The sequence below is a fragment of the Actinocrinis sp. genome, from assembly GCF_035653575.1.
Taxonomy (GTDB): Bacteria; Actinomycetota; Actinomycetes; order Streptomycetales; family Catenulisporaceae; genus Actinocrinis.
In genome coordinates, this window is record NZ_DASRBQ010000021.1 from 24,693 (window position 1) to 48,666 (window position 23,974).

The window sequence follows — 23,974 nt, forward strand, 5'->3', positions numbered from 1 at the left end:
CGGACGCTACCGCATCACGGTCACCTTCCGTAAGGCATGCGAGCTCTCACACCGATAACGACGCAGTGTCGAGCAGGACATTGCCGGCCATGCCAACCATGTGCATGTCACCTGGACTGCCCGGTCGCGGTGGTACCCTGTTCCCGTGCACGCAGTACGCCTGCTCCTTACCGGGCCGCGCTGAGAGCGAAAGAGCCCCGATCCCGGGCTCCTCAGCGTGGCGACCCCTCCTGCGCGAGGGGTTTTCGCATTTCTGGCGCCAGCATCGTTCGGCTCGGCAGAGCGGGCCCGCACCGGCCGGCGCCATCGAACCGGTAGTAGACGGACAGACACCCTGAGGGGACCTCATGAGCGAGAGCAAGCCGCCGGCCACGGACGAGCCCGCCTTCCGGTACACCGCGGCGATGGCGGGCGAGATCGAGGCGCGCTGGCAGGCGTACTGGGCACAGCACGGCACGTTCGACGCGCCGAACCCGTCCGGGCCGCTGGCCACGGACGCCCCCGTGCCGGGCAAGAAGTACTTCGTCCTGGACATGTTCCCGTACCCATCGGGCTCGGGCCTGCACGTCGGCCACCCGCTGGGCTTCATCGCCACCGACGTGTTCGGGCGCTATCAGCGGATGCTGGGCTACAACGTGCTGCACGCGATGGGCTTCGACGCCTTCGGGCTGCCCGCCGAGCAGTACGCCGTGCAGACCGGGACACATCCGCGGGTGACCACGGAGAAGAACATCGAGCGCTACCGGGCCCAGATCAACCGGATCGGCCTGGCGCACGACAAGCGCCGCGGCGTCGCGACCACCGACGTCTCGTTCTACCGCTGGACCCAGTGGATCTTCCTGCAGATCTTCAACTCCTGGTATGACCGCGACGCCCGCCGGGCCAGGCCGATCAGCGAGCTGACCGCGCAGTTCGAGGCGGGCACCCGCGCCACGCCGGACGGCCGCGCCTGGTCCGAGCTGACGCCCGGCGAGCGCGCCGACGTGATCGACGGCTACCGGCTGGCCTACATCTCCGAGGCGCCGGTCAACTGGTGCCCCGGCCTGGGCACCGTGCTGGCCAACGAGGAGGTCACCGCGGACGGCCGCTCCGAGCGCGGCAACTACCCGGTGTTCAAGCGCAACCTGCGCCAGTGGATGATGCGCATCACCGCCTACGGCGACCGGCTGCTGGAGGACCTGGACCGGCTGGACTGGCCCGAGCCGATCAAGCTGATGCAGCGCAACTGGATCGGCCGCTCCGAGGGCGCGCGGGTCCGGTTCCCGATCGCCGCCGAGGGCGCCGGCGAGATCGAGGTCTTCACCACCCGGCCCGACACGCTGTTCGGCGCGACCTACATGGTCCTGGCCCCCGAGCACCCGCTGGTCGACCAGATCGTGCCGGCCGCCTGGCCGAACGGGACGCGGGAAGCCTGGCGCGGCGCCGAGCGATACGAGACGCCGACCGAGGCCGTCACCGCCTACAAGGCGCAGGCCGCCGCGAAGACCGAGGTCGAGCGGCAGACCGAGGGCCGGCAGAAGACCGGCGTCTTCACCGGCGCCTACGCGATCAACCCGGTCAACGGCGAGCGCATCCCGGTGTTCGTCGCGGACTACGTGCTGTGGGGCTACGGCACCGGCGCGATCATGGCGGTCCCCGCGCACGACCAGCGCGACTTCGAGTTCGCCCGGGCCTTCGACCTGCCGATGCGGATCGTGGTCTCGCCCAGCCACGGCCTGTCGCAGAACATTGACGAGTGGACCGAGGCCTTCGACTCCTACGAGGCGCAGTCGGTCAACTCGGCCAACGCGGACGTCTCGCTGGACGGCCTGGTGGTCGTCGAGGCCAAGAAGCGGATCATCGCCTGGCTGGAGGAGAAGGGCTACGGCACCGGCACGGTGACCTACCGGCTGCGCGACTGGCTGTTCTCCCGGCAGCGCTACTGGGGCGAGCCGTTCCCGATCGTGTACGACGCCGAGGACCCGACGCACGCGATCGCGCTGCCCGAGAGCATGCTGCCGCTGGAGCTGCCGGAGATCGCCGACTACGCGCCGCAGGCCTTCGACCCGGACGACGCGACCTCCGAGCCCGCGCCGCCGCTGGCCCGCGCGAACGAGTGGGTCGAGGTGGAGCTGGACCTGGGCGACGGCCGCGGCGTGCGCCGGTACCGCCGGGAGACCAACACCATGCCGCAATGGGCCGGCTCCTGCTGGTACCCGCTGCGCTACCTGGACCCGACCAACGAGGACCGGTTCGTCGGCGTCGAGGTCGAGAAGTATTGGATGGGCCCGCGCGACGCCGAGGACGTCGGCGGCGTGGACCTGTACGTCGGCGGCGCTGAGCACGCGGTGCTGCACCTGCTGTACTCCCGGTTCTGGCACAAGGTGCTGTACGACCTGGGGCACGTGTCGTCGGCCGAGCCGTTCCGCAAGCTGTTCAACCAGGGCTACATCCAGGCATACGCGTACACGGACGAGCGCGGCGTATACGTACCGGCTGAGGAAGTGGAGGAAGTCGACGGCGTCTACTACTTCCACGGCCAGAAGGTGAACCGTGAGTACGGCAAGATGGGCAAGTCGCTGAAGAACTCGGTCACCCCCGACGAGTTCTGCGACACCTTCGGCGCCGACACGCTGCGCGTCTACGAGATGTCGATGGGTCCGCTGGAAGTGTCGAGGCCCTGGGAGACGAAGGCGGTCGCGGGCTCGTTCCGCTTCCTGCAGCGGGTCTGGCGCAACATCGTGGACGAGGGCACCGGCGCCGTCCGGGTCGCCGACATCGAGCCGGACCTGCCGACGCTGCGCGCACTGCACACGGCGATCGCGGGCGTACGCGAGGACCTGGACAACCTGCGCTTCAACACGGCCATCGCGAAGCTGATCGTGCTGAACAACCACCTGACCAAGCTGCCCGAGGTGCCGCGCAGCGTGGCGGAGGCGCTGGTCGTGATGGTCGCGCCGATCGCGCCGCATATGGCCGAGGAGCTGTGGGACAAGCTGGGCCACGAGGGCACGGTCGCGTACACGCCGTTCCCGGTGGCCGACCTACAGTACCTGGTCGCGGACGAGGTCACCTGCGTGGTCCAGGTCGCCGGCAAGCTGCGCGACAAGCTGCAGGTCCCGCCGGACATCAGCGAGGACGCGCTGCGTGAGCTGGCCCTGGCGGCGGAGGGCGTGCGGCGCGCGCTGGACGGCCGCGGCGTGCGGACGGTGATCGTGCGCGCGCCGAAGCTGGTGAACGTCGTCCCGGCGTAACGCGGCAACGGAGCGAACGGACGCCCCGGACTGGAAACCGATCCAGCCCGGGGCGTTCCGCATCTTCGCGTCTGCCCGTCTCCACAAGTTGTGCGGTTCGCCTGGTGTGACCAACGGCGGCCGATAGATTCACCGATGTGACGCACGCGAGCCTCAGCCTGACAACGCCCGCCCTCGTGGTGAGCATCGTCGTGTACGCACTCTTTGCCGCAGGCAGCATCGCGCTTACAGTCATCGACGCGCGCACGCAGCTGCTGCCGAATCGCATCGTCTTCCCGCTCTACGGCATCGGCCTCGCGGGTTTCGGCCTGATCACGGCGCTCCTGCACAACCGTACGGCGGTAACGCACCTGGTGTCGGCGCTGGCGGCGATGGCCGTGCTGTTCGGGATCTTCTACGCCATCGCGATGTTCGGGCCGATGGGCTACGGCGACGTGAAGCTCGCCGGCGTCATCGGCCTCTACCTCGGCTGGCTCGCGATCCCGGTCGTCTTCGCCGGAATCCTGCTCGGCACGGTCCTCGCGGCTCTCGTCGCGATCGGCGCCGCCGCGTGGCGCTCCGCGCGACGCCGACCCTGGCGCCGCATGGAGATCGCGTACGGCCCGTATCTCCTGCTCGGCGCCTGGGTCGCCATCCTGCTCAACTTCTGGGGTTGACTCGGTCGGGTCGATCCGCGGTTAATGCCCGACGACCGTCTGGATCTCCTGCACGATGACCGGGCCGGACGTCTGCCTGACCGGGCCGATCGGCTTCGTCCAGCCGGGTTCGCCGGTCCCGGCATCTCCGGTCCAGGTCACGTTCCACATACTGCTCTCAACCAGCGTGTAGCCGGTGGTGGTGGATTTGAGGAAGGTGATCTGACAGCCGGGCTGCAAGCTGCCGTCGGCGTTGAAGTAGCAGGTCACCGAAGGCGGTGACATGACGCCGCCTTCCTGAGCGCTGAACGTCACCGAAACGGGGTTCGCGTTGACCGTGCTGCTTTGCCCGGTGGCCGGCAGGGTCGCGGTCGCCGTGTACGTGTGGAAGCCGTTCGCACCGGGTGCGTTGGTGATCAGTGTGGGTAGATTAACCGTCTGTGTCGTGTTCAGAGCCGGACTGAAGGTCGGCCAGCCAGGGGTGACCTCCGTATTGGCAGCGGCGTACTCGGCGAGCAGGTTCGGGTCCATGACCGGCACTCCGGGCGGCGGAGCGCCGTCCGCGAGCCAGAACCATTCCTCGTACTGGTTGGCCACGCCGAGGCTGGACTGAAGGGCGACGTAGTCGCCGTAGCCCGCGTCGGGAGTACACGCGATCGCATACCACTTGCCGCCGCTCACGCCCTCGTTATACGGAGGCTTGCTAAGTCCGACGGCCGCATCCACGCCCTGGCCGTCATGGTAAATCGCGTAGAACGCGTTCCTGATGGCGTCTTCCTGCGCGTGTAGGTAGAACGCGTAGACCTGCGCCATGTAGGCCGCGAAGCCGTCCGGTGTGTAGGCCGGGTCGACGCCGTAGCCCGAATTGAGCTCAAGCCAGCACTTGGGCGGTACCCAGCCGCTCGGGGCGTACGGCGAGCCACCGCCCGAGTACACGTCGCCGCTCAACTCGACATGCGTGGCGATCCAGAATCCTCCGGAACCGCCCGTGTCCGCCTGCGCGCCGGAACCGGCCGCTCCGGACAGGCCGAGCCCGGCAAGCAGCGCCACGGAGGCCACCCACCTGGCCAGCCGCGACCTGGTCGCCCTCATGACATGCACGACTGCCTCCCCACCTGAGCCGACGCGTACACGATGGCCCACGCTCCGCCGGAGTTCTTCTCGAACGCGGTGTCCCACCACGAGAAGGCCGCCGTGCCGGTCGCGGCCGCGCCCTTCTTCTGCCCGGTCTTGAAGCTGACCGGCACCACCTTCGACGCGTCCTGGCAGAAGAACACGTCCGCCACCTTCCCGGTGAACTTCACGTTGAACCCGTAGAAGCGCACGGAACCGGTGGGGCGCTCGTCGGCCTGAGCGAAGGTGTTGATCATCGAGTACAGGTTCCCGCGCGCGAACGACGTGGTAAGGCTTTGATAGAGCGCGTCATTCGGCGCGTTGCGGGAAACCGCCTGCTCGTATGCCATGAGCATGGCGCGGGTTTGCTCCTCCAGGGCGTCCTGCGTCGCGTTTCCCGTCGGATTGATCTCGATGTCCACCTTGTAGTCCGCCGGAATCTGCCCCGCGACGCTCGGGGTCGCGCTCACTGCCGCGTTCGCCGAGTCCTGCGCGGCGTCGACCCCGGGCAGGGCCGCCGGCGGCTGCGAGGCGGAGGCGCCGCAACCGGACAGCATCGCCGCGGCGGTCACGGCCGCCACGGCGCCGGCGGCGAAGGGTGCGAAGCGGGCGAAAATGCCGTGATTGCGACGGAGCATGGGATCCCGTCCCCAGGGCCGGCCCGGAGTGCTGAACTGACTGCTCGTCGGCCCGTGGCGCGATGTTGACAAGTCGGCTACGGATCGTACCGGCCGCAGTAGGCTGCCGGTAGTCGCAGAAGCCGGATTTAACCGAATCTTTTTCTACCGAACCGTCGGAAACCCGGCGGGACGGACGCGTGAGGTCGCAGTTTCGCCGATCTTGGCCCCGAGGTCTGTTCTTCAGCGTCACCGCGTGAGTACTATCAGCTTCCGACCCGGGCCGGGAGCCCGGCTTCCAGCGCAAACTCCAATAACAACCCTGACTCGAAGCTTCCGCGTACCCTGACGAACCGATTGGCCGGGGGGCCCGACACCGTGATGAACAACGACAACGGCGCACCGCCGGTCGGCGGGGGGTGGAAGCCGTCCGCGTCCCCATCCCCGTCCACGGCGACCATCGCCGGCCGGTCCGTGCCGGGCGGGCCTCCCCCGTCGAACGTCCGGCCGCCTTCCGCGCCGCGCAACCGCAAGCCCGCGCTGGCCGCCCTCGGCCTGCTGCTCGTCCTGGTCGGCGCGCTGGCCTCGGTTTATCTCCAGCAGCGGGCGGGGAATCGAGTCGGTGTCGTCGAGATCGTCAAGCGGGTGCCGCAAGGACAGGCCATCACCACCGACTCGATCGGCGAGGTGATGGTCGCGGTGGACTCGAACATCAGTTACGTCACCTGGGCACAAGCCCGGGCCGGCGTGCTGCACGGGTACACCGCGCGTACCGACCTGTTGCCAGGCACCCTGCTGGTCGGTCAGATGCTGACCACCGTGCAGCCGCTGTCGCCGGGGCAGGAGGTGGTCGGACTCTCGCTCAAAGACGGCCAGTATCCGATCGGTATCCAGGTGGGGGACACGGTGAGCGCGTACTACGTCTCGAACAAGAACGATGACAAAACCGGACAGTCTTACCTCACCGACGGATTCACCACACCACCGATCGTCGCAGGCGTGCGGGTGTACGACGTGGGCACGGCGGCCACCAGCGGAGCGCTCGACGTGTCGCTGGTGCTGAGCCAGCAGAGCGCGAACGCCGTCACGCAGGCCGCCTCCGGCGGGAACCTCGTGCTCGTCTTCGACAAGCACACCCAGTAGCGGGCTGTCGTCATGGCATTGATCGTCGTCGCCGGCGACAAGGGCTCACCCGGGGTCACCACCGCCTCGGTGGCGCTGGCGGCTTCGTGGCCGCGCCGCGCGCTGATGGCCGAGTGCGATCCGCACGGCGGGGATCTGGTCTACCGGCTGGCCGCGGACCACGGCGGCCCGCTGGACCCGAACCGCGGCCTGCTCTCCATCGCGATCGCCGCGCGCCGCGGTTTCGAGGCCTCCGCGCTGCCGCAGCACGTGCAGCGGATCACCGGCGGGCTCGAGGTGATCGTCGGACTCGGCACCGCCGAACAGTCCGCCGCGGTGTCCGGGCACTGGCCGCAGCTCGGCCGCTGCTTCGACCACTACGCCGCGATCCCGCACGGCGCGGACGTCATCGCGGACTGCGGCCGCGTCGGCCCCGACTCGCCGACGCTGGAGCTGATGCCGTACGCCGCGCTCGTCCTGCTGATCGCCCGCGCCGACGCCGAGCAGGTGGCACACGTGCGCGACCGTGTCAACGGTTTGTCGAACCGGCTGCACGGCAACCAGGGCTCGTCCGCCTCGGTCGCCCGCCCGCCGATCGGCGTGGTGCTGATCGCCCCGCCGAAGGAGGCCAGGCGGGCCGCCAGCCAGGTCGGCGAGCTGCTCTCGGTCACCGCGGGCGGCGGCGAGGTGCTCGGCGTGATCGCCGACGACCCGGACGGCGCCGCGGCGCTCAACGGCCGCGGCCGGGCCCGCGTCGACAAGTCGCTGCTCATCCGCTCCGCGCGCGACGTGGCCCTCTCGGTGACGCGGCGATACGGCCTGCTGGCCGTCACCTCGCCGGTGCACGGTCAGGCGCCGGGGCTCAGCCAGGGGCAAGGGCAGCAGGGCCACAGCCAAGGCCCGGCGTTCGGCCAGGCGGTGGGCGCCTGATGGACCACGGGCTCGTCAAGCGGCTGCGCCAGGAGGTCGGCGACCGGATCGCGGAGCAGCGCCGGCTCGACCAGATCTCCGGCCTGCCGCCGATGACCGGCGAGGACGAGCGGCAGTACGCGCGCGCCGTGATCGGGCAGGTGCTGGACGAGTACACGCGCAGCGAGGTCACCCTCGGCCGCACCCCGCCGAACGCCGAGGAGGAGGAGGCGCTGGCCTCCGGCATCCACGCGGCGCTGTTCGGCGTCGGGCGGCTCCAGCCGCTGCTGGACGATCCGGAGATCGAGAACATCGACATCAACGGCTGCGACCGGGTGTTCCTCTCCTACGCCGACGGCCGCGAAGTCATGGGCGAACCGGTGGCAGAGTCCGACGACGAACTCATCGAGCTGATACAGGTGCTCGGCGCGTACTCCGGTCTGTCCTCGCGTCCGTTCGACTCGGCCAATCCGCAGCTGGACCTGCGCCTGCCGGACGGCTCGCGGCTGTCCGCGGTGATGGACGTCACCCGCCGGCCCGCGGTCTCGATCCGCCGCGCCAGGCTCGGCAAGGTGTTCCTCTCCGACCTGATCGGCAACGGCACGCTCGTGCCCGAGCTCGGCTCGTTCCTGTCCGCCGCGGTCGCCGCCCGCAAGAACTTGATGATCGCCGGCTCGACCAACGCCGGGAAGACCACCTTGCTGCGCGCGATGGCCAACGAGATCCCGTCGCACGAGCGCCTGATCACCGTGGAGCGCGCGCTCGAGCTCGGCCTCGACCAGTTCCCCGAACTGCACCCGAACGCGGTCGCCTTCGAGGAGCGGCTGCCGAACTCGGAGGGCCTCGGCGCGATCTCGATGGCCGAGCTGGTGCGCCGCTCGCTGCGCATGAACCCCTCCAGGGTGATCGTCGGCGAGGTGCTCGGCGACGAGATCGTCACGATGCTCAACGCCATGTCGCAGGGCAACGACGGCTCACTGTCCACGATCCACGCCAACTCCTCGCTGGAAGTCTTCAACCGCATCTCCACCTATGCGCTGCAGGCCGCGGAGCGGCTCCCGGTCGAGGCCTCGCACATGCTGATCGCGGGCGCCATCGACTTCGTGGTCTTCATCGAGAAGCGCAACGACTACGCGCGCGGCGGCACGCTGCGCCGCTTCGTCTCCTCGGTGCGCGAGGTCAACGGCGTGGACGGCCGGGTGCTCTCCTCGGAAGTGTTCGCGCCGGGCCTGGACGGGCGCGCCGTGCCGCATTCGCCGATCTCCTGCCTGGAAGAGCTGGTCGCGAACGGCTACGTGCCCAGCGGGTTGTGGCGGTGATCTGGTGACGAACCGAGGTGTGGCGCCGTGAACCCGTCCGACCTGCTTACCCAGGACACCATGCTCGCGCTGGTGGTCGGCGTCGTGGCCGGGCTCGGGCTCGCGCTCCTCGTCGCCGGGCTGATCGGCTGGCCGGGCAAGCCCAGGGACGCGAAGGCGACCTCCGAGGTCGACCGGATGCGCAAGCTCGGCCAGCGCCTGGTGATCGCGCTGGCCATCGGCCTGGTCGTCGGACTGGCGAGCCAGTGGCCGGTGCTCGGACTCGGCACCATCGCGTTGGTGCTGTTCTGGAACCAGCTGTTCGGCGGCGCGGCCGCGGAGAAGCTGGCGATGCGCCGGGTCGAGGCGCTGGCGATGTGGACCGAGGCGCTGCGTGACACCATCGCCGGCGCGGTGGGCCTCGAGCAGGCGATCCCGTCCTCGGCCCGCGGCGCCGACCCGGTGCTGCGGGACAATCTCAATGCCCTGCTGGACCGGCTGCGCGGGCGGATGCCGCTGTCCGAGGCCTTGCAGCATCTGGCCGACGACCTGAACGACCCGTCGGCGGACCTGGTGATCGCGGCGCTGATTCTCAACTCCAAGCTGCGCGGTCCCGGACTGCGCGAGGTGCTGACCGCGCTCGGCAAATCAGCCCGCGAAGAAGTGGACATGCGCCAGCGGGTCATCGCGCAGCGCGCCGGAACCCGCCGCTCGGTGCAGATCATCGTCACCGTCGTCGTCGTGTTCGTGCTCGGCATGGCGATCTTCAACCGGCACTTCGTCGAGCCGTTCGGCACGCCGGTCGGCCAGCTGGTGCTCGCCATCGTGCTCGGGCTGTTCGCCGCCGGCTTCATCTGGCTGCGGCGCCTGGCCAAGGTCGAGTCGCCGAGCCGGTTCCTGCTGCGGCACACCGTGCCGGCGCAGCCCCAAGTGCCTCTGGGCGGCCAGCTGACCGTGGCCGACCCGGCCGGGCTCTCGTTCCAGCCGGGGATGTCGCCGCCCGGACCGCGACCGGGCGGAGGTCGCTGATGCTCACCGAAGTCGTCGTCGGAGCGCTGTGCGGGCTGGGCCTCTTCGTAGTGATCAGAGCCCTCATTCCGTCACGGCCGGGCGCGGCCGCGCAGGTCGCGCAGATTGACGCCTTGCGCGCCCGCGGCCAGTTCGGCGCCCCGTCGCCCGCCGACGAGTCGATTCGCGGGCGCATCGGCTTCCGCATCGCGCAGTTCTACGCCAGGCAGGGCTGGCAGCAGCGCTCCGTCCGCGCCGACCTCGCCCTGCTGGAACGCTCCTGGCAGGAGTTCCTGGTCACGAAGCTGGGGCTGGCGGCGCTCGGCTTCGTCTTCGGCCCGGTGCTGTTCGCGCTGCTGTGGTTCGCCGGACTGCACCTGACCCCGATCATCCCGATCTGGCTGGCGCTGGCCTTCGGCGGGCTCTGCTTCGTCCTGCCCGACCTCGAGGTGCGCCGCGACGCCACCGCCAAGCGCGACGACTTCCGCCGGGTGGTGGCCGCGTACCTGGACCTGGTGTCGATGAACCTGGCCGGCGGCCGCGGACTGCCCGAGGCGCTGATGACGGCGGCCGAGGTCAGCGACGGCTGGGCGCTGCGCCGGGTGCGCGACTGCCTCACCGACGCCCGGCTCTCCGGCGTGCCGCAGTGGAGCGCGCTCGGCGACCTGGGCACGGAGATCGGCATCAAAGAACTGACTGACCTGGGGGCCGCGCTCAACCTGGTGGCCGACGACGGCGCCAAGGTGCGCGCCTCGCTGGCCTCCCGCGCCGAGACGATGCGGCGCCGGGAGCTGGCGGAAATGGAAGGCAAGGCCGGCGCGCGCTCCCAGTCGATGCTGGTGGCGCAGATCCTGCTGGCCGCCGGATTCCTGATCTTCATCGTATATCCGGCCGCGGTCCGAATCTTCCAGCTGCAGTGACCGCGGCACTACCGAAGGAGGGAACTGGGATGGGCACAGTGTTCGGCGGCCCAGCGCTGCAGTACGCATGGGTGAGCCTGCGTGGCCGGGTCGCGCAGGTCCGCTCCGGTGAGAGGGAGCGGGGCGCGTCGGCGGTCGAGTGGGTGGTGATCTCGATGATCGTGGTCGGCATCTGCGTCGCGGTCGGCGTCCTGCTGTCCACCGCCCTCACCACGAAGGCGACGGACGTGGGCAACTGCATCGCCGGCGCGAACAACGCGGGCGGCTGCGGCTCGGGCACCAACGGCGGAGGCAAGTGAGCGTCAGGTGAAGCAGCGCAGCGGGGGAACCCGAACGCGCCGAGACGCCGCGGGAAAGCGCGGCCGCGACCGCGAACGCGGCGTCTCGGCGATCGAGTTCGTCCTGCTGACCCCGCTGCTGTTCTTCCTGATCTTCGCCACCGTGCAGTTCGCGATCTACTTCTACGCCCGGCATGTCGCGATCGCCGCGGCGCAGGAGGGCGATCGGGTGGCGCGCGAGGAGCGGGCCAATCCGAACGAGGACTGGTCCGGCGACGCGGTGCGCAAGACGCACGACTGGGTCAACCAGTTGGCATCTGGCATGGTGGACAACCTGCGGGTGCCGCCGCCCGGCGAGTCGGGGACGCCCGGCGCGGCCTCGTGGACCGTGTCGGTCACCGTCACCGCCACCGTCCACTCCCTGTGGGGCGACATGAACGTCACCGAGACCAGCGCCGGTCCGGTTGAGCAGTTCATCCAGGACACCGGCCGCTGAGCGGGCCGGCGATGAACGCAACGATGAATGAGGCGAGGAGCGTGATGAGGAGACCGCGGCGGGACGGCGGGCGCGAGGCGGGCATGTCCGTCCTCGAAGTCGTGCTGCTCGCGCCGCTGGTCATCGGGTTCATCATGATCCTGGTCGTGTTCGGGGTGCTGGTGAACGCGCGCGGCAACGTCCAGGGCGCGGCCCGCGACGCGGCGCGGATCGGGTCCCTGCAACGCGATGACGCGAGCGCTCAAGGGGCGGCCCAGAACACGGCCGCCACGGAACTCGCGCGTACTTGCCCCGGCGCGGTCGTAACGCAGGTGGACCCGAACAACACAGCGCAGAACTCCCGGGACTTCACCGCTGGCGGGCTGTTCACCATCAAGGTCAGCTGCACCGTTCCGCTCACCGGCCTGGACTGGTTCAGCCTCGGCGCGAAGACGATCACCGCCTACTCGACCGCGCCGCTCGACACGTTCCGCAGGACCGGCTGATGCGTGCCCGGCCGGGTATCAGGAAGCCGATTCGCCGACGACCGTCCGGCGAACGGGGATCGTTCACGTTCGCCGTGATCTTCTGGGCCCTGATGGCGATGATGCTGGCCGGGCTGGTGGTGGACGGCGGCCTCGCGCTCACCGAACGCCAGCGCGCCGGGGACATCGCCGAGCAGGCGGCCCGCGCCGCGGCCAACGACCTCGACCAGAACGCGCTACGCAACGGTCAGTACGTGCTCGCCGCCGACGCCTGTCAGCGGGCAGTGCTCGTCGGTTCCGCGGCGGGAGGCGCAAAGGCTGTGGTCACCTGCGACGGAGTTGGGTCGCTGACGTTGCCGAACGGGCTGGTTGTGCCCACCATGACGGTAAACGTCGAGATCACCTACGATCCGATCCTGCTCGGCATGGTCATGAAAGGGCCCGTTGCCGCCAACGCGACCGCCACCGCCCATCCCCAGCCGGGGCCTTGAGCCGGAGAGAGGAACGCCATGAACCCGCCGACGAGCGCGCCCTCCCGGTCCGGCCAGCCCGGCCAAGCGCAGTCATACTCGGGGCTTGGGCCCGCATCGCAGGCCTCGCATCCGGGCGGCTGGGATCCGCAGCCGCAGCGCATCAAGCACCGCCGCACCGGCGGGGACGTGCTCAAGGGGCTCGGCGCACTCATCGCGCTGGTGATCCTGCTCGGCGCGATCCCGCTCGCGCTCGTGCTCTTCATCGGCTGGCCGCTGCCGCACCACCTGCCGACCGCGGAGATGTTCAACCGGCCGATCACGCCGCATGTACTGCTCGACGCCTTGGCGGTCATCGTCTGGCTGGCGTGGGCGCAGTTCGCGGCCTGCGTGATCGTCGAGTTCGTCGCGGCGAAGCGTGGAATCGGCCTGCCCGCGCACATACCCGGCGCCGGTCCGAGCCAGTTCCTCGCCCGGCAACTGGTCGCGGCGCTGCTGATGATCACGGCCTCGGCCGCCTCGTTCGTGCCGAATCTCGCGCATCTCGGTTCGCATCAAGCCCCGGTGGCGGCGAGCCCGACGGTCGCCACCGCGGGCCGGCTCCCGGCTGTCAATCAGCACTCTGCGATCACGGCGGCATCGAATACTTCTCTCCAGGGCGCATACACCGACAACCTGCCGGCGCTTCGCGGCGAATCAGGGCTACGCGTTGCGGACAATTCGGCCAGCGTCGCCTCACTCAGCGCCACCAAGCTGTACCGCGTCCAGCCGCCGCACGGCAGGCACCACGACTCGCTCTGGGAGATCGCGCAGCGGCACCTCGGCGACGGCCGCAGGTACAAGGAGATCTTCGAGCTCAACAAGGACCGCGTGCAGCCGGACGGTTCGCGGCTGACCCACGCCGCGCTGATCCGGCCCGGCTGGATCCTGATGATGCCGGCCGACGCCACGGGCGGCGACCTGGTCGTCGAACCGGCGCCGATCTCCCCGAATAATCTCAGCCCCGCCCAGACTGGCGGCATCCAACTCAATCCGGGACAGTCGGGTACGGCGCAACCGGGCCAGCAGCAGGGCACGAATACGCAGGGTGCTCCGTCCGGAATCCATTCGTCCCACGCGCTTCCGTCGCAGACGGCGTTCTCGTTGGGCAGTGGCGGCACAGGTGGCCAGACCGCGTCGTCCGCGCTGACACCGGTTCCCTCCACGCCGCCTCCGACAATTACCGGAGCGACCCCTCCTGGCCAGCAGCCCGAGAACCCGCAGGGCGCGCCGAACACAACGGATTCGCAGGCTTCTGCGGAAAACTCAAATTCGGGTACCTCGACCGATAAGCAGCAGAAGCACGCGACTCAGGACTCGCAGAAAGCCACCATCGCCCAGTCCGCCGAGGAGATCGCGAAGCTCGCCAGTGCCGCTGCTGAAGCCGCGGCCAGCGCGCCGAACGCCGCCTCTCCCGCGACATCCCCCGCCGCCGTGCCCCCAGCCGTCGCTCCGCCCCCGGTAGCCGCCCCCGCCGCTGTCGCCCCTTCCGCCGCCTCTCCCGCAGCCGCCCCTCTCGCATCATCACCTCGCCAACTCAAGCCGGTGCCCGCGACCCCGCCTCACGCACCGGCCGGACCAATCACCGCTGGCCACCCGAACGCGCCCGCCCAGGCCGCGCCCCCTGCCCCTGCCCCGGCCGCGCTCCCCGCGCAGCCTGGTCCTCTCGTGCCTCCCGCACCCGCTGCGCGCCCCGCACCCGCTGCGCCCCCTGCCCCTCCCGCGCAGCCCGCACCCCACGTCAACGCCATGCCGCTTCCGCAAGCCCCGGCACGCGCACAAATCGCCCCGCCCAACCAGCCCGTCGGCAGCACCGCCCTGGTACGTCAGAACACGACGACGACGGCAACGACCGGCGGCGCCAGCATCATTCCGCGGCCCTCACACCGCGGCGCTACCTCTCCGGAGGAAAGCCAGCCCCCGTCGACCGAGAACCGCGTGCTCTACGGCCTCGCCGCCGCGCCGCTCCTCGCGGCCGGCCTGCTCAAGGCGCTCGGCCGGCATCGCCGCCGCCAGCTGTGGAACCGTGTATTCGGCCGGCGTCCGGTGACCGCCAGCGGAGACGGTGCGGTGGCCGAGGAGTCGATCCGGGTCGGCGCTGGCGAAGTAGAGGTCTGGTTCCTCGACCTCGCGCTGCGCGGGCTGTCCGCCGGACTCGCCGAACGCGGCCGCAGCGTGCCCGCCGCGTACGCCGTCCGGCTGCGCAACGAAGGCATCGAACTCCTGCTGGGCAAGCCGACCGACCCTGACGACCCGGAGGCCGCGCCGCCCCCGCCGTGGTTCACCGCCGCGGACGGCCGTTCGTGGAACTTCCCCCGCCCGGCGATCGTGGACGTCGACGCGCAGGCGGCGCACCGCCGCTTCGCGCCATACCCCGGGCTTGTCACCTTGGGCGCAGTGACCTCTCCCGCGTCACCAGGCTCGGGAGCCGTGGCCGCTGCCCCGGTCGCCGCGCACACCGATCAGCTGATGATCGACCTCGAAGAAGCCCGCGGCCTCATCGGGCTCGACGGGCCGCCCGAGGTTCGCCGCGCCGTGCTCGCCGCCCTCGCCGTCGAGCTGGCCACCAACTCCTGGTCGGATCGTATGACTGTCACGTTGGTCGGCTTCCCCGGCGACCTCACCCCGCTCGCCCCGGCCCGCGTCCGGCACGTGCGCACCCTCGACGAGATCCTGCCCAGCCTGGAGATCGAGGCCGTCGAGCGGGCGAAGGCGCTCGCCGCGGCCGGGCTCGACTCCGTGCTCGACGGCCGGTCCCGCGCCAGCCAGGCCAGTTCGTTCCCGCCCCACTTCGTGATCGTCTCCGAGGAACCGCACGCCGCGATCCTGGCCCGGCTCTCCGCCGTCGCCACCACCGCGGCGCGCGTCGGTCTCGGCTTCATCGTCGCCGGCGACGTCGTCGGCGCGACCTGGCAGCTGACGGTCAGTTCGAAGGGGGTGATCAGCGCGCCGCTGCTGGGCATCGAGGCGAAGGCGCAGCTGCTGCCCGAGGAGCAGTACGCAGCCGTCCTCGGCCTGTTCCGCGCGGTCTGCGACATCGAGGGCACCGAGGTCACCGCCGAACCGGTGCACCAGTCGGTCGGCTACAGCGGTCCGCTGCCCGACGAGCCGCCCGCCGTTTACGCCTCGCTGCTCGGGCCGCTCGAAGTCACCGGCGTCGGCGAAGTCGAACCCGAACGCGCACCGCTGCTCGACGAAGCGCTGGTCTTCCTGCTGCATCACCGCGACGGAGTCCACCCGCGCGTCCTCGCCGCCGCGCTCTGGCCGCGCGGCGCGACGGCGGACGTCGCGGAGGCAACCTTCGCCCGGCTCGCCACGTGGCTTGGCAACGACCCACACGGACAGCCGAATCTGTACACAGATGCCGACGGCCGTATGCGCCTTGGCGCTTACGTGTGGTCGGACTGGGACGTGTTCGTCTCCCTACAGTCACGGGCACTGTACGACGCATCGATCCAGGACCAGAAGCAACGCGACAAGATGCTCAGGGCAGCGCTCGACCTCGTACGCGGCCCTTACCTCGCTGGTCGCGAGCCGAACCGCTACGGCTGGCTGGCTTACGAGGTCGCCGAGGCACAAGTCCCGGCAGTTATCGCAGACACGGCGCTACAACTCGCCGACTCCTGCATCGCGGCCGAAGAGGCCGAAGCAGGGATCGAAGCGGTAAAGGCAGGCATGCGCGGCAGTCCCGACGATGAGGAACTGTGGCGCGGTCTGCTGCGCGCAACCGCTGCAACGCATGACCACGAACGGCTGCGTGGCGCTATCGAAGGGCTTTACAAGCGAACCTGGTACGTCCACGGCGTGCAGGGTCTCCACCCCCGCACTGAGGCGCTGGTGAACGAGCTGATGCCGGACTGGAGAGAGGTGCTCGCGGCTTAAGGACGACAGGTCCCACATCGACTATCGTGCGAACTATGGCCGGTCGGACAGTGGTGGTGACAGACTCGACCGCATGCTTGGCGCCCGCACGCGCGGCCGCCGCGGGCATCACGGTCGTCCCGCTCCAGGTAGTCATCGGCACGGAGTCGTACACGGAGGGCACGCCCGAAGCCAGGGCCGCGCTCATGGACGCCCTGCGCAAACACCAGCTCGCCACCACCTCGCGCCCATCCCCAGAACAGTTCGCGGCCCACTACCGCCAACTGGCCGAGGCGGGCGCGACCGGCATCGTCTCGGTCCACATCTCGGGCGAGCTATCAGCCACGCACGAGTCAGCGGTCCTCGCAGCGTCAACGTCCCCGATCCCGGTCGAGGTGGTCGACTCCCGCTCAGTCGGCATGGGACTCGGCTACGCAGCGCTCGCCGCGGCGGACGCGGCAGCCCAAGGGGAATCGGCAGCCGCGTGCGCAGCGGCGGCGGCCAAACGAGCGACGATGACCTCGGCCTTCTTCTACGTCGACACGCTCGAATACCTCCGCCGCGGCGGCCGCATCGGCTCGGCCAGGGCGTTCGTCGGCTCGGCGCTGGCGGTCAAGCCGCTGCTGCACCTGGTCGAAGGCCGCGTCGAGCCGCTGGAAAAGGTCCGCACGGCCGCGCGTGCAATCGCCCGACTCGAACAGGTAGCACTCGAACGAGCCGGCCAAGACGCGGTAGACGTCGCAGTCCACCACCTCGGCTCGGTCCCGCGGGCGGAACTCCTAGCCGAGCGACTCCGCGAGCAGCTCCCCGGACTGTCCCGCGTAGCGGCCCCCGCGTCCGAACGCGGCGGAGAGCTAACCGTCTCGGAAGTCGGCGCGGTCCTCGGCGCGCACGCCGGTCCCGGCCTCCTGGCCGTGATCGTCTCGCCCCGCCTACCGTGACGCAGTGGAGCGCGCCCGCCGGCCAACCGGCTCCCGCTCGGCCCCGTTGATCGTTACTCTCGCCCCGCCTCCCGCGATGGGGTAGCGCGCCAGCCCGGATCACTCACTCCCGATCCAGCTCCTCCAACGCAGCTCCTCCCGTCAACGTCCTCCTTTCGTCCACGCCCCCGCCTTCCCGCCGCCCTTTCCTTTGACTCCCGCGTCTCCCGCCACCTCTCTCCATCCGCCTGCGGTGTCCGCATCCCGCAACCTTCTTCCCCCAACTCCCGCGTCTCCCGTCAATGCCCTCCTTCTGCACCCGACTTGCGGGCCTCCCTCACCCCTCAGACGCGATATGTCTTGACTTTCGGAAGTCGAGCTATATCGTGTTCGTCGTCGAAATCGTTTCTCGTGGCCTGGGAGGGTAGCCATGCCCGCTGCGCAAAACCTTGCGGTGGATGCGAAAGAGCTGGTCAAGACATACAAAGGCGGAGTCGAGGCGGTGCGCGGCATCAGCCTCCAGATCCCAGCCGGCTCGGTCTTCGGTCTGCTCGGCCCGAACGGCGCCGGCAAGTCCACCGTCGTCAAGATGCTGACCACGCTCTCCGCGCCGACCGCCGGAGTCGCCACCGTCGCGGGCCACGACGTCGTTCGCGATCCAGCCGCCGTGCGCCGGGCGATCGGTTGCGTCGCGCAGGAGTCCGGCGTTGACGTGCAGGCGACCGGCCGCGAAAACCTCATGCTCCAGGGCCGCATCTACGGACTACGCGGCCGCGAGCTGAACCTGCAGACCATCGAGCTGCTCGACCGGTTCGCTCTCACCGATGCCGCCGATCGCCTGGTCAAGACGTACTCCGGCGGCATGAAGCGCAAGCTCGACGTCGCGATGGGCCTGATCCACCAGCCCCGCGTGCTGTTCCTCGACGAGCCGACCACCGGCCTCGACCCCGAGGCGCGCGCGGAGATGTGGGAGCAGATCAAGGAGCTGGCCTGGGATCGCGGGCTCACCATCCTGCTCACCACGCACTACCTGGAAGAGGCCGATCAGCTCGCTCAGCGTCTCGCGATCATCGACAAGGGCCGCGTGGTCATCGAGGGGACCCCGGACGAGCTGAAAGCCGAATTGCACGGTGACGCGATCACGCTGGAGCTCGGCTCTGACGCCGACGTCGAACGCGGCCGTGACCTGCTCGGCGAGATGACCGTGGTCAAAGAGGTCGCGCAGGACGGCCGGATTTTGCGGGCGCGCGCTGCAGACGGCGCAGGCACGGTACCCGGCCTGATCGGCGCGCTCGACGCCGCGGGAATCACCGTCACCGCTGTCACGGTGGCCCGCCCCTCGCTCGACGACGTGTATCTGCGGCACACCGGCCGCTCGTTCTCCGCGGCTGAGGAGGAGGCGGGACGTCCAGGCCGCTCAGACCGCTCCGCCGTCGCCGCGTAACCAGCCGCTTAGCGGCCTCCGCCAACCGTCTTACGCACGTCCGCTTACCCACGTCCGCGCAGGGGAGGAACAGTGCTTGCGCTTACCCATACCTGGTTTATGACGCAGCGTCACTTTAAGGCGTTCATACGCCAACCGATGTACGTCGCGTTCACACTCATTCAGCCGGTCATCTGGCTTTTCCTGTTCGGCCAGCTGTTCAAACGGGTCACGGACCTGCCCGGCTTCGGTACCGACGTCAACTACATCACTTACCTCGCTCCCGCCGTCGTCGTGATGTCTGCGCTGTTCGGAGCCGGTTGGGGCGGGATGGGAATCCTCGAAGACCTCAACCGCGGCGTGATCGACCGATTCCTGGTCTCGCCGGTCAACCGCGGTTCGCTCATCGCCGGGCGCCTTATCGTCCAGACGGTCGCCACAGTCATCCAGGCCGTGATCATCCTCATCCTCGGCGCCATCGCGGGTGCCGACTACCGGCAGGCGGTGCTTGGTGCGCTGGTGCTGATGGTGGCCGTGAATCTGTTGGCGACCGCGATCGGCTCTCTGTCTTACGGTCTGGCGCTGGTCGCGCGCAAAGAGGAATCGATCATCGCGGTCTCCAACTTCGTCCTGCTGCCGCTGCAGTTCCTGTCGACCGGCTTCATGGCCGCGGCGCTGATTCCGGGCTGGATCCGCTCGGTCGCGGCGTACAACCCGGTGAACTGGGCGCTGACCGCGGGACGTGGCGCGCTGCTGGCGAATCCGGACTGGGGATCGATCACCGCGCACCTCGGGTACCTCGCGCTGTTGGTGATCGCCTGCGGACTCATCTCGACCAGGGCCTTCCGCTCCTATCAGCGTTCGATTTAAGCGACGACTCCCGAACCGTTGACTTCTGCCCCCATTGGGGTTATCAACTAGGTATAACCCTTCACTGACCCCATTGGGGGAGGCATGGTGCCGAAGATCAACGTCTACGTGCCCGATGAGCTCGCCGAAGCCGTCAAGGAGGCCGGCATTCCGGTCTCTGCGGTCTGTCAGCGGGCGCTCGAAACGGCGGTTCGCCGGGTCACCGCCATCCGGCAGGCCGTACTCTCGCCCACTTCGGGCTTCAGCACGTCCAACCGGCTGACGCACTTCACCGACCGCGCCCGCACGGTAGTGCAGATGGCAGTTCAAGAGGCGCGCGACCAGTCAGCTGCTGAAGTCGGCACTGAGCATCTGCTGCACGGAATCCTCGCCGAGGGCGGCAACCTTGCCCTGCAAGTCCTCAGCGCATTGGAGATCGAGCCGGAACAGATCCAGCGCGAGATCGAACGGCGCAGAGGCGGTGCGGCATCGGAAGCAGCAGCTGCGACCAGCGAGCCCGAAACGGAAGCCGCTTCTTCCGCCGCGTCGCCTGACATCGATTCAGGCGCGACCGTGCCGGGTCAGGACGGACTGCGGATCGGTAGCCAAGCGGCCGCAGCCCTCGAACTCGCCGTCACCGAAGCGACCTCGCTCGGGCACAACTACGTGGGCTGTGAGCACCTGCTCCTCGGGCTGATCGCCGAACCCGACGGCGCCGGCGGCCAGATCCTGCGCGGCCTCGGCGCCGAGCTGCGACTGACCCGGCGCGCCGTCGGTGCGGCTATCGCAGGCTATGTGTACCTACACGCGCAGCAAGGCCAGAACACCGCGCCCACCCCGACCGTCGCCGATCCGATGTCGAAGCTCTCGACGATGATCGACCAGCAGCTCAAGCCAGTGGTGCAACGGCTGGAGCGGATCGAGAACAACCTCAACCTCGGCGGCAACGGCTAAGTCTCCGTGCCCGATTCCCGCGTTCCGAAGATAGTTATCCACAGATGTTCTGGAACCGGGTGATTTGAACCCCGCGGCTCCGTAACGTCGAAAGCGAAGATCACGACCGTGGTCCACGCCTTCGAGGAGCCGTCATGTCAGGGAGCGAACGCGCTGGTTTCGCGCACTACGAGTTCGGCAGGTCCGCCCGCGCGGTAGCCGTCGAACACGCCGCCGCGCCACGCAGGCCCGGCCGATTAGACCTGCTCATGCAGCAGATCAACGATCGATTACCGGTGACCCTGCGGGGCCGGTGGCGGCTCGACCGGCGAACCGGCACGGCGCTGGCCGCCGCCGTCGCTTTGGCGGCCGTGGTACTCGGCGGCTGGACCCTCTTTCGCGCACAGTCGAAACAGGTCGCCCAGCCGCAGCTGCTCACCGCCGGTCATCCTGTTCACCGGCAGGCCTCCGATTCCGCCGCCCAGGAGGCCGAGGCGCAGCCGGCCCGTCCCGAAGGCGCGCCACCGGCGGCCGCGCCGTACCCTGCGACGTCGGCGAGCGGCATAGTCGTCGACGTAGAAGGCAAGGTCGCCAAGCCTGGCGTCTTCCACTTGCCGACCGGTTCCCATGTCATGGACGCAATCAGGGCCGCGGGCGGCGCCCTACCGGGAACCGATCTGGTCCCGCTCAACCAGGCGCGCGTTCTCAACGACGGAGAACAGGTACTAGTCGGGGCGCCCGGCGGGCTCGACGCGGGTCTCGCCGCTCCCGGGCCGACAGCGCGGGTCGGTGGACGCGGCAAGGTGCCGCTGTCCGGGCCGATCCATCTCAACACCGCCACCGCAGACCAGCTTGAACAGCTTCCCGGCGTCGGTCCCGCGATGGCCCAGCGCATCCTGGACTGGCGTACTGAGCACGGCCGATTCACCTCGATCGGGGAGCTTCAGCAGGTGCGCGGGCTCGGCCCGACCAAGTTCGCTGCCCTGCGCCAGTGGGTGACACCGTGAGACGGCAGGGCGGCCCGCCAGATCTCAGACTTCTGCCACCGGTGCTGGCCGGGTGGGCGGCGACCTGGATCGGACTTTCGCTTCCACCCGAGATCACCGCCGTGGCCGCGACCGCGATCGCCATCGGGGGAGTAGCGGGAATGGTCCAAGCGCGGCGACGCGTGGCAGCGCATCCGCTGGCCCCGGAGCCGTGGTCGGCCGGGCTGTGCGCCATGCTCCTCGTTGCCGCCGGACTCGCCTTGTCAGCCGCACTGCACGTCGCGGTCGGCTCCAACGGACCGGTGCCCGGCCTGGCAGCGGAATCAGCCTTCGTCGGCACCGCGCTCACGGTGACCGGCGATCCGCGCCGAGTCGAGACGAGCCAGAAAGCACATGCCGCGGCCCATCCCGAGGGGGGAAGCGACTCGCAGACCCGCCGAGCATCAGGTTTCGACGGTAACCAGGCCACATCGACGCTCATCCTCGTACCGGTGCGCATCACGCAGGTCAGCACCGAGAACGGCGTGAGCTACCAGGTCGGCACTTCGGCGACCGTGATGGCCAAACCGCGCTCAGGCGCGGACCTGGATGCCTGGCTCGCGTTGCTGCCCTCAGAGCATCTGATCGTCTCCGGCCGGCTCGAGCCCGCTCGCGGTGGAACACGGGACGCGGCGCTTCTCGTCGCCCGAGGAGCACCAAAGGTGATCGGCGGCCCCTCCACACTCCAGGGCCTCGCGGGAAGTCTGCGCGCGGATCTTCGGGAGGCGGCGTCTACGCTGCCCGCCGAAGAGGCCGGCGTACTGCCCGCGCTCACCGTTGGCGACACAAGCCACGAGCCGACCGAGCTCGCCGACGCCCTCAAACGCACCGGCCTTACCTACCTCACGGTCGTCAGTGGCGAAACAGATCGACAGAGAGATAAGTACGGTACCGTGTCGGCATGCCGACCCTCACCAGCGTCACCATGACCGCTCAGCAGCCACTGCGCGCCTTCATCTATGACCGCAACAGCCGAGTGATCAACGGACGTCTCACGTCGACCGAGGACCAGCGGATCGAGAACCAGCGACTCTGCGAGCGCAACGGCTGGATCATCGCCGGAGAGTTCTCCGACCCGGGACGGTCAGCCAGCCGATACGCCAAGGTGGCGCGCGAGAGCTACGAGCGGATGCTGAATGGGATCCGCGAGGGCGGCTGCGACGTGCTAGTGATCTGGGAAGCCTCGCGCGGCTACAGGTCCGCGGAGACGTTCATCCAGCTGCGCAATCTGCTCGAGCAGAAGGGCGTTCTGCTCTGCTACAACGGCCGCACCCACGACATGTCGAACAGGTCGGACCGTTTCATGACGCTCCTGGATGCGGCGCGCGCCGAGGACGAGGCAGAAGGAATCCGCGACCGCATTCTGCGCACCACGCGCCGCACCGCCGAGCGAGGCCGGCCGCACGGTCGCATTCCCTACGGCTACCGGCGCGAGTACGACCAGGAGACCGGCGAACTGCTGCGGCAGGTCATCGACGAACCGCAAGCCGCGGTGATCCGCGAGGCGGCCGAACGCGTGGCAAGCGGCCAATCCCTCTACCGCATCGCCAAGGACTTCGCGTCGCGCGGCATCCCGGCGCCAGGAGGCCCTGACTACGAGTGGTCGATGCTCTCGGTGCGCAACATCCTGATGCGGCCCTCCAATGCGGGGCAGCGGCAGCATCAGGGCGTCGTCGTCGGCGCCGCGAAGTGGGCCCCGATCCTCGACGAAGAGCTGTTCTACACGGTGACCGGGATCCTGCAGGACCCCGCGCGGCGAACGCAGCGCGACAGCACGGTCAAGCATCTGCTTTCGGGGCTGATGCTGTGCGGGCCGTGTTTCGATGAGGGTATCGAGCAGATCACGAGGCCGCGTAATGCCGGGGGCGCCAAGTCGTACGTGTGCATCCGTTGTTTCCGCAGCGGTGTGCGTCTCGGTCTGGCCGAAGAGTACGTCCAGCACACGATCCTCGCCTATGTCGAGCGGCCCGAGTTCGCCGCCGCGCTTTCCGTCCGGACGGGCGACGACGACGCGGCCACGGCGCTAGCCGAGGCGAAGGCACTCGAGATTCAGCTAGAGGAAGGCAGGCGCCTGGCTTCCACATTCAAGGACGGCCGGTTCCAGCTGTCGGCGGTGTCGTTGGCGAAGATGGAGCAGGAGCTGCTGCCCCGGATCGAGGCGGCGCGTACACGTGCTCAGGACCCGGGCGTGCCGCCCGTGTTACGGCTGCTGGCCTCGGCCGGCCCTGGGGTGGGCGACGTGTGGGAACAGCTCGACGTGACGGAGAAACGCACCGCCCTGCGCGGTCTCGTGCGCATCCGGCTGAACCGGGCCGGACGCGGGGTGCGCGCGATCCGGCCCGGCCGGTTCACCTTCGACTG

At 69.4% G+C, this 23,974-nt stretch carries 21 protein-coding genes; 19 read left to right on the plus strand and 2 right to left on the minus strand.

The genetic code is table 11. From position 1 onward, the window contains the following. The first annotated feature begins 347 nt into the window (after positions 1-347). Positions 348-3,233, plus strand: coding sequence for a leucine--tRNA ligase (gene leuS, locus VFA06_RS03285; RefSeq protein ID WP_324838867.1), 2,886 nt, complete (start codon positions 348-350; stop codon positions 3,231-3,233). Positions 3,234-3,370: 137 nt separating this feature from the next. Beyond that, the gene (locus tag VFA06_RS03290; protein WP_324838868.1) at positions 3,371-3,889 is read left to right on the plus strand and encodes an A24 family peptidase; all 519 of its coding nucleotides are present in this window, start codon (positions 3,371-3,373) and stop codon (positions 3,887-3,889) included. Positions 3,890-3,910: 21 nt separating this feature from the next. On the opposite strand, the gene VFA06_RS03295 is transcribed toward VFA06_RS03290, so the two are convergent. Continuing rightward, complete coding sequence (locus VFA06_RS03295; RefSeq protein WP_324838869.1) at positions 3,911-4,969, minus strand: hypothetical protein; 1,059 nt, start codon at positions 4,967-4,969, stop codon at positions 3,911-3,913. Next, positions 4,957-5,619: a hypothetical protein gene (locus VFA06_RS03300; RefSeq protein ID WP_324838870.1), complete on the minus strand. Its 663-nt coding sequence runs from the start codon at positions 5,617-5,619 to the stop codon at positions 4,957-4,959. The genes VFA06_RS03295 and VFA06_RS03300 overlap by 13 nt, the downstream gene beginning before the upstream one ends. A gap of 336 nt (positions 5,620-5,955) precedes the next feature. Here VFA06_RS03300 and VFA06_RS03305 point away from each other — a divergent pair, with 336 nt between their 5' ends. The 17 genes from VFA06_RS03305 to VFA06_RS03385 form a co-directional block, all read left to right on the plus strand. Beyond that, entirely contained in the window at positions 5,956-6,741 is a 786-nt protein-coding gene (locus VFA06_RS03305; protein WP_324838871.1) for a hypothetical protein, read from the plus strand. 12 nt (positions 6,742-6,753) lie between these two features. After that, a complete protein-coding gene (locus tag VFA06_RS03310) occupies positions 6,754-7,650 on the plus strand; it encodes a hypothetical protein (RefSeq protein ID WP_324838872.1) in 897 nt (298 codons plus the stop codon). Further along, positions 7,650-8,948 carry a CpaF family protein gene (locus VFA06_RS03315; protein WP_324838873.1) on the plus strand — a complete coding sequence of 433 codons (1,299 nt, stop codon included), beginning with the start codon at positions 7,650-7,652 and terminating at the stop codon, positions 8,946-8,948. Before VFA06_RS03310 ends, VFA06_RS03315 begins: the two co-directional genes overlap by 1 nt. A gap of 60 nt (positions 8,949-9,008) precedes the next feature. Further along, positions 9,009-9,956, plus strand: coding sequence for a type II secretion system F family protein (locus VFA06_RS03320; RefSeq protein ID WP_349260033.1), 948 nt, complete (start codon positions 9,009-9,011; stop codon positions 9,954-9,956). Continuing rightward, positions 9,956-10,855, plus strand: coding sequence for a type II secretion system F family protein (locus VFA06_RS03325; RefSeq protein WP_324838875.1), 900 nt, complete (start codon positions 9,956-9,958; stop codon positions 10,853-10,855). The genes VFA06_RS03320 and VFA06_RS03325 overlap by 1 nt, the downstream gene beginning before the upstream one ends. A gap of 29 nt (positions 10,856-10,884) precedes the next feature. Further along, positions 10,885-11,154 carry a hypothetical protein gene (locus VFA06_RS03330; protein WP_324838876.1) on the plus strand — a complete coding sequence of 90 codons (270 nt, stop codon included), beginning with the start codon at positions 10,885-10,887 and terminating at the stop codon, positions 11,152-11,154. A gap of 7 nt (positions 11,155-11,161) precedes the next feature. Continuing rightward, a complete protein-coding gene (locus VFA06_RS03335) occupies positions 11,162-11,629 on the plus strand; it encodes a TadE family protein (RefSeq protein WP_324838877.1) in 468 nt (155 codons plus the stop codon). 44 nt (positions 11,630-11,673) lie between these two features. Continuing rightward, a complete protein-coding gene (locus VFA06_RS03340) occupies positions 11,674-12,114 on the plus strand; it encodes a TadE family protein (RefSeq protein ID WP_324838878.1) in 441 nt (146 codons plus the stop codon). Continuing rightward, complete coding sequence (locus tag VFA06_RS03345; RefSeq protein WP_324838879.1) at positions 12,114-12,584, plus strand: pilus assembly protein TadG-related protein; 471 nt, start codon at positions 12,114-12,116, stop codon at positions 12,582-12,584. Before VFA06_RS03340 ends, VFA06_RS03345 begins: the two co-directional genes overlap by 1 nt. Before the next feature lie 18 nt (positions 12,585-12,602). Continuing rightward, positions 12,603-16,484 (plus strand): hypothetical protein, encoded by a 3,882-nt coding sequence (locus VFA06_RS03350; RefSeq protein WP_324838880.1) that lies wholly within the window; start codon positions 12,603-12,605, stop codon positions 16,482-16,484. Positions 16,485-16,519: 35 nt separating this feature from the next. Continuing rightward, a complete protein-coding gene (locus VFA06_RS03355; protein WP_324838881.1) occupies positions 16,520-17,404 on the plus strand; it encodes a DegV family protein in 885 nt (294 codons plus the stop codon). A gap of 409 nt (positions 17,405-17,813) precedes the next feature. Continuing rightward, a complete protein-coding gene (locus VFA06_RS03360) occupies positions 17,814-18,827 on the plus strand; it encodes an ATP-binding cassette domain-containing protein (protein WP_324838882.1) in 1,014 nt (337 codons plus the stop codon). A gap of 99 nt (positions 18,828-18,926) precedes the next feature. Then, positions 18,927-19,676, plus strand: a complete 750-nt coding sequence (locus tag VFA06_RS03365) for an ABC transporter permease (RefSeq protein WP_324838883.1) — start codon at positions 18,927-18,929, stop codon at positions 19,674-19,676. Positions 19,677-19,763: 87 nt separating this feature from the next. Continuing rightward, positions 19,764-20,609, plus strand: coding sequence for a Clp protease N-terminal domain-containing protein (locus VFA06_RS03370; protein WP_324838884.1), 846 nt, complete (start codon positions 19,764-19,766; stop codon positions 20,607-20,609). A 134-nt stretch (positions 20,610-20,743) separates the two neighbouring features. Continuing rightward, positions 20,744-21,595, plus strand: coding sequence for a ComEA family DNA-binding protein (locus VFA06_RS03375; protein ID WP_324838885.1), 852 nt, complete (start codon positions 20,744-20,746; stop codon positions 21,593-21,595). A 41-nt stretch (positions 21,596-21,636) separates the two neighbouring features. Then, complete coding sequence (locus VFA06_RS03380) at positions 21,637-22,542, plus strand: hypothetical protein (protein WP_324838886.1); 906 nt, start codon at positions 21,637-21,639, stop codon at positions 22,540-22,542. Further along, on the plus strand, positions 22,539-23,974 hold a 1,436-nt coding region (locus VFA06_RS03385), incomplete at its 3' end, for a recombinase family protein (RefSeq protein ID WP_324838887.1). The genes VFA06_RS03380 and VFA06_RS03385, both read left to right, overlap by 4 nt.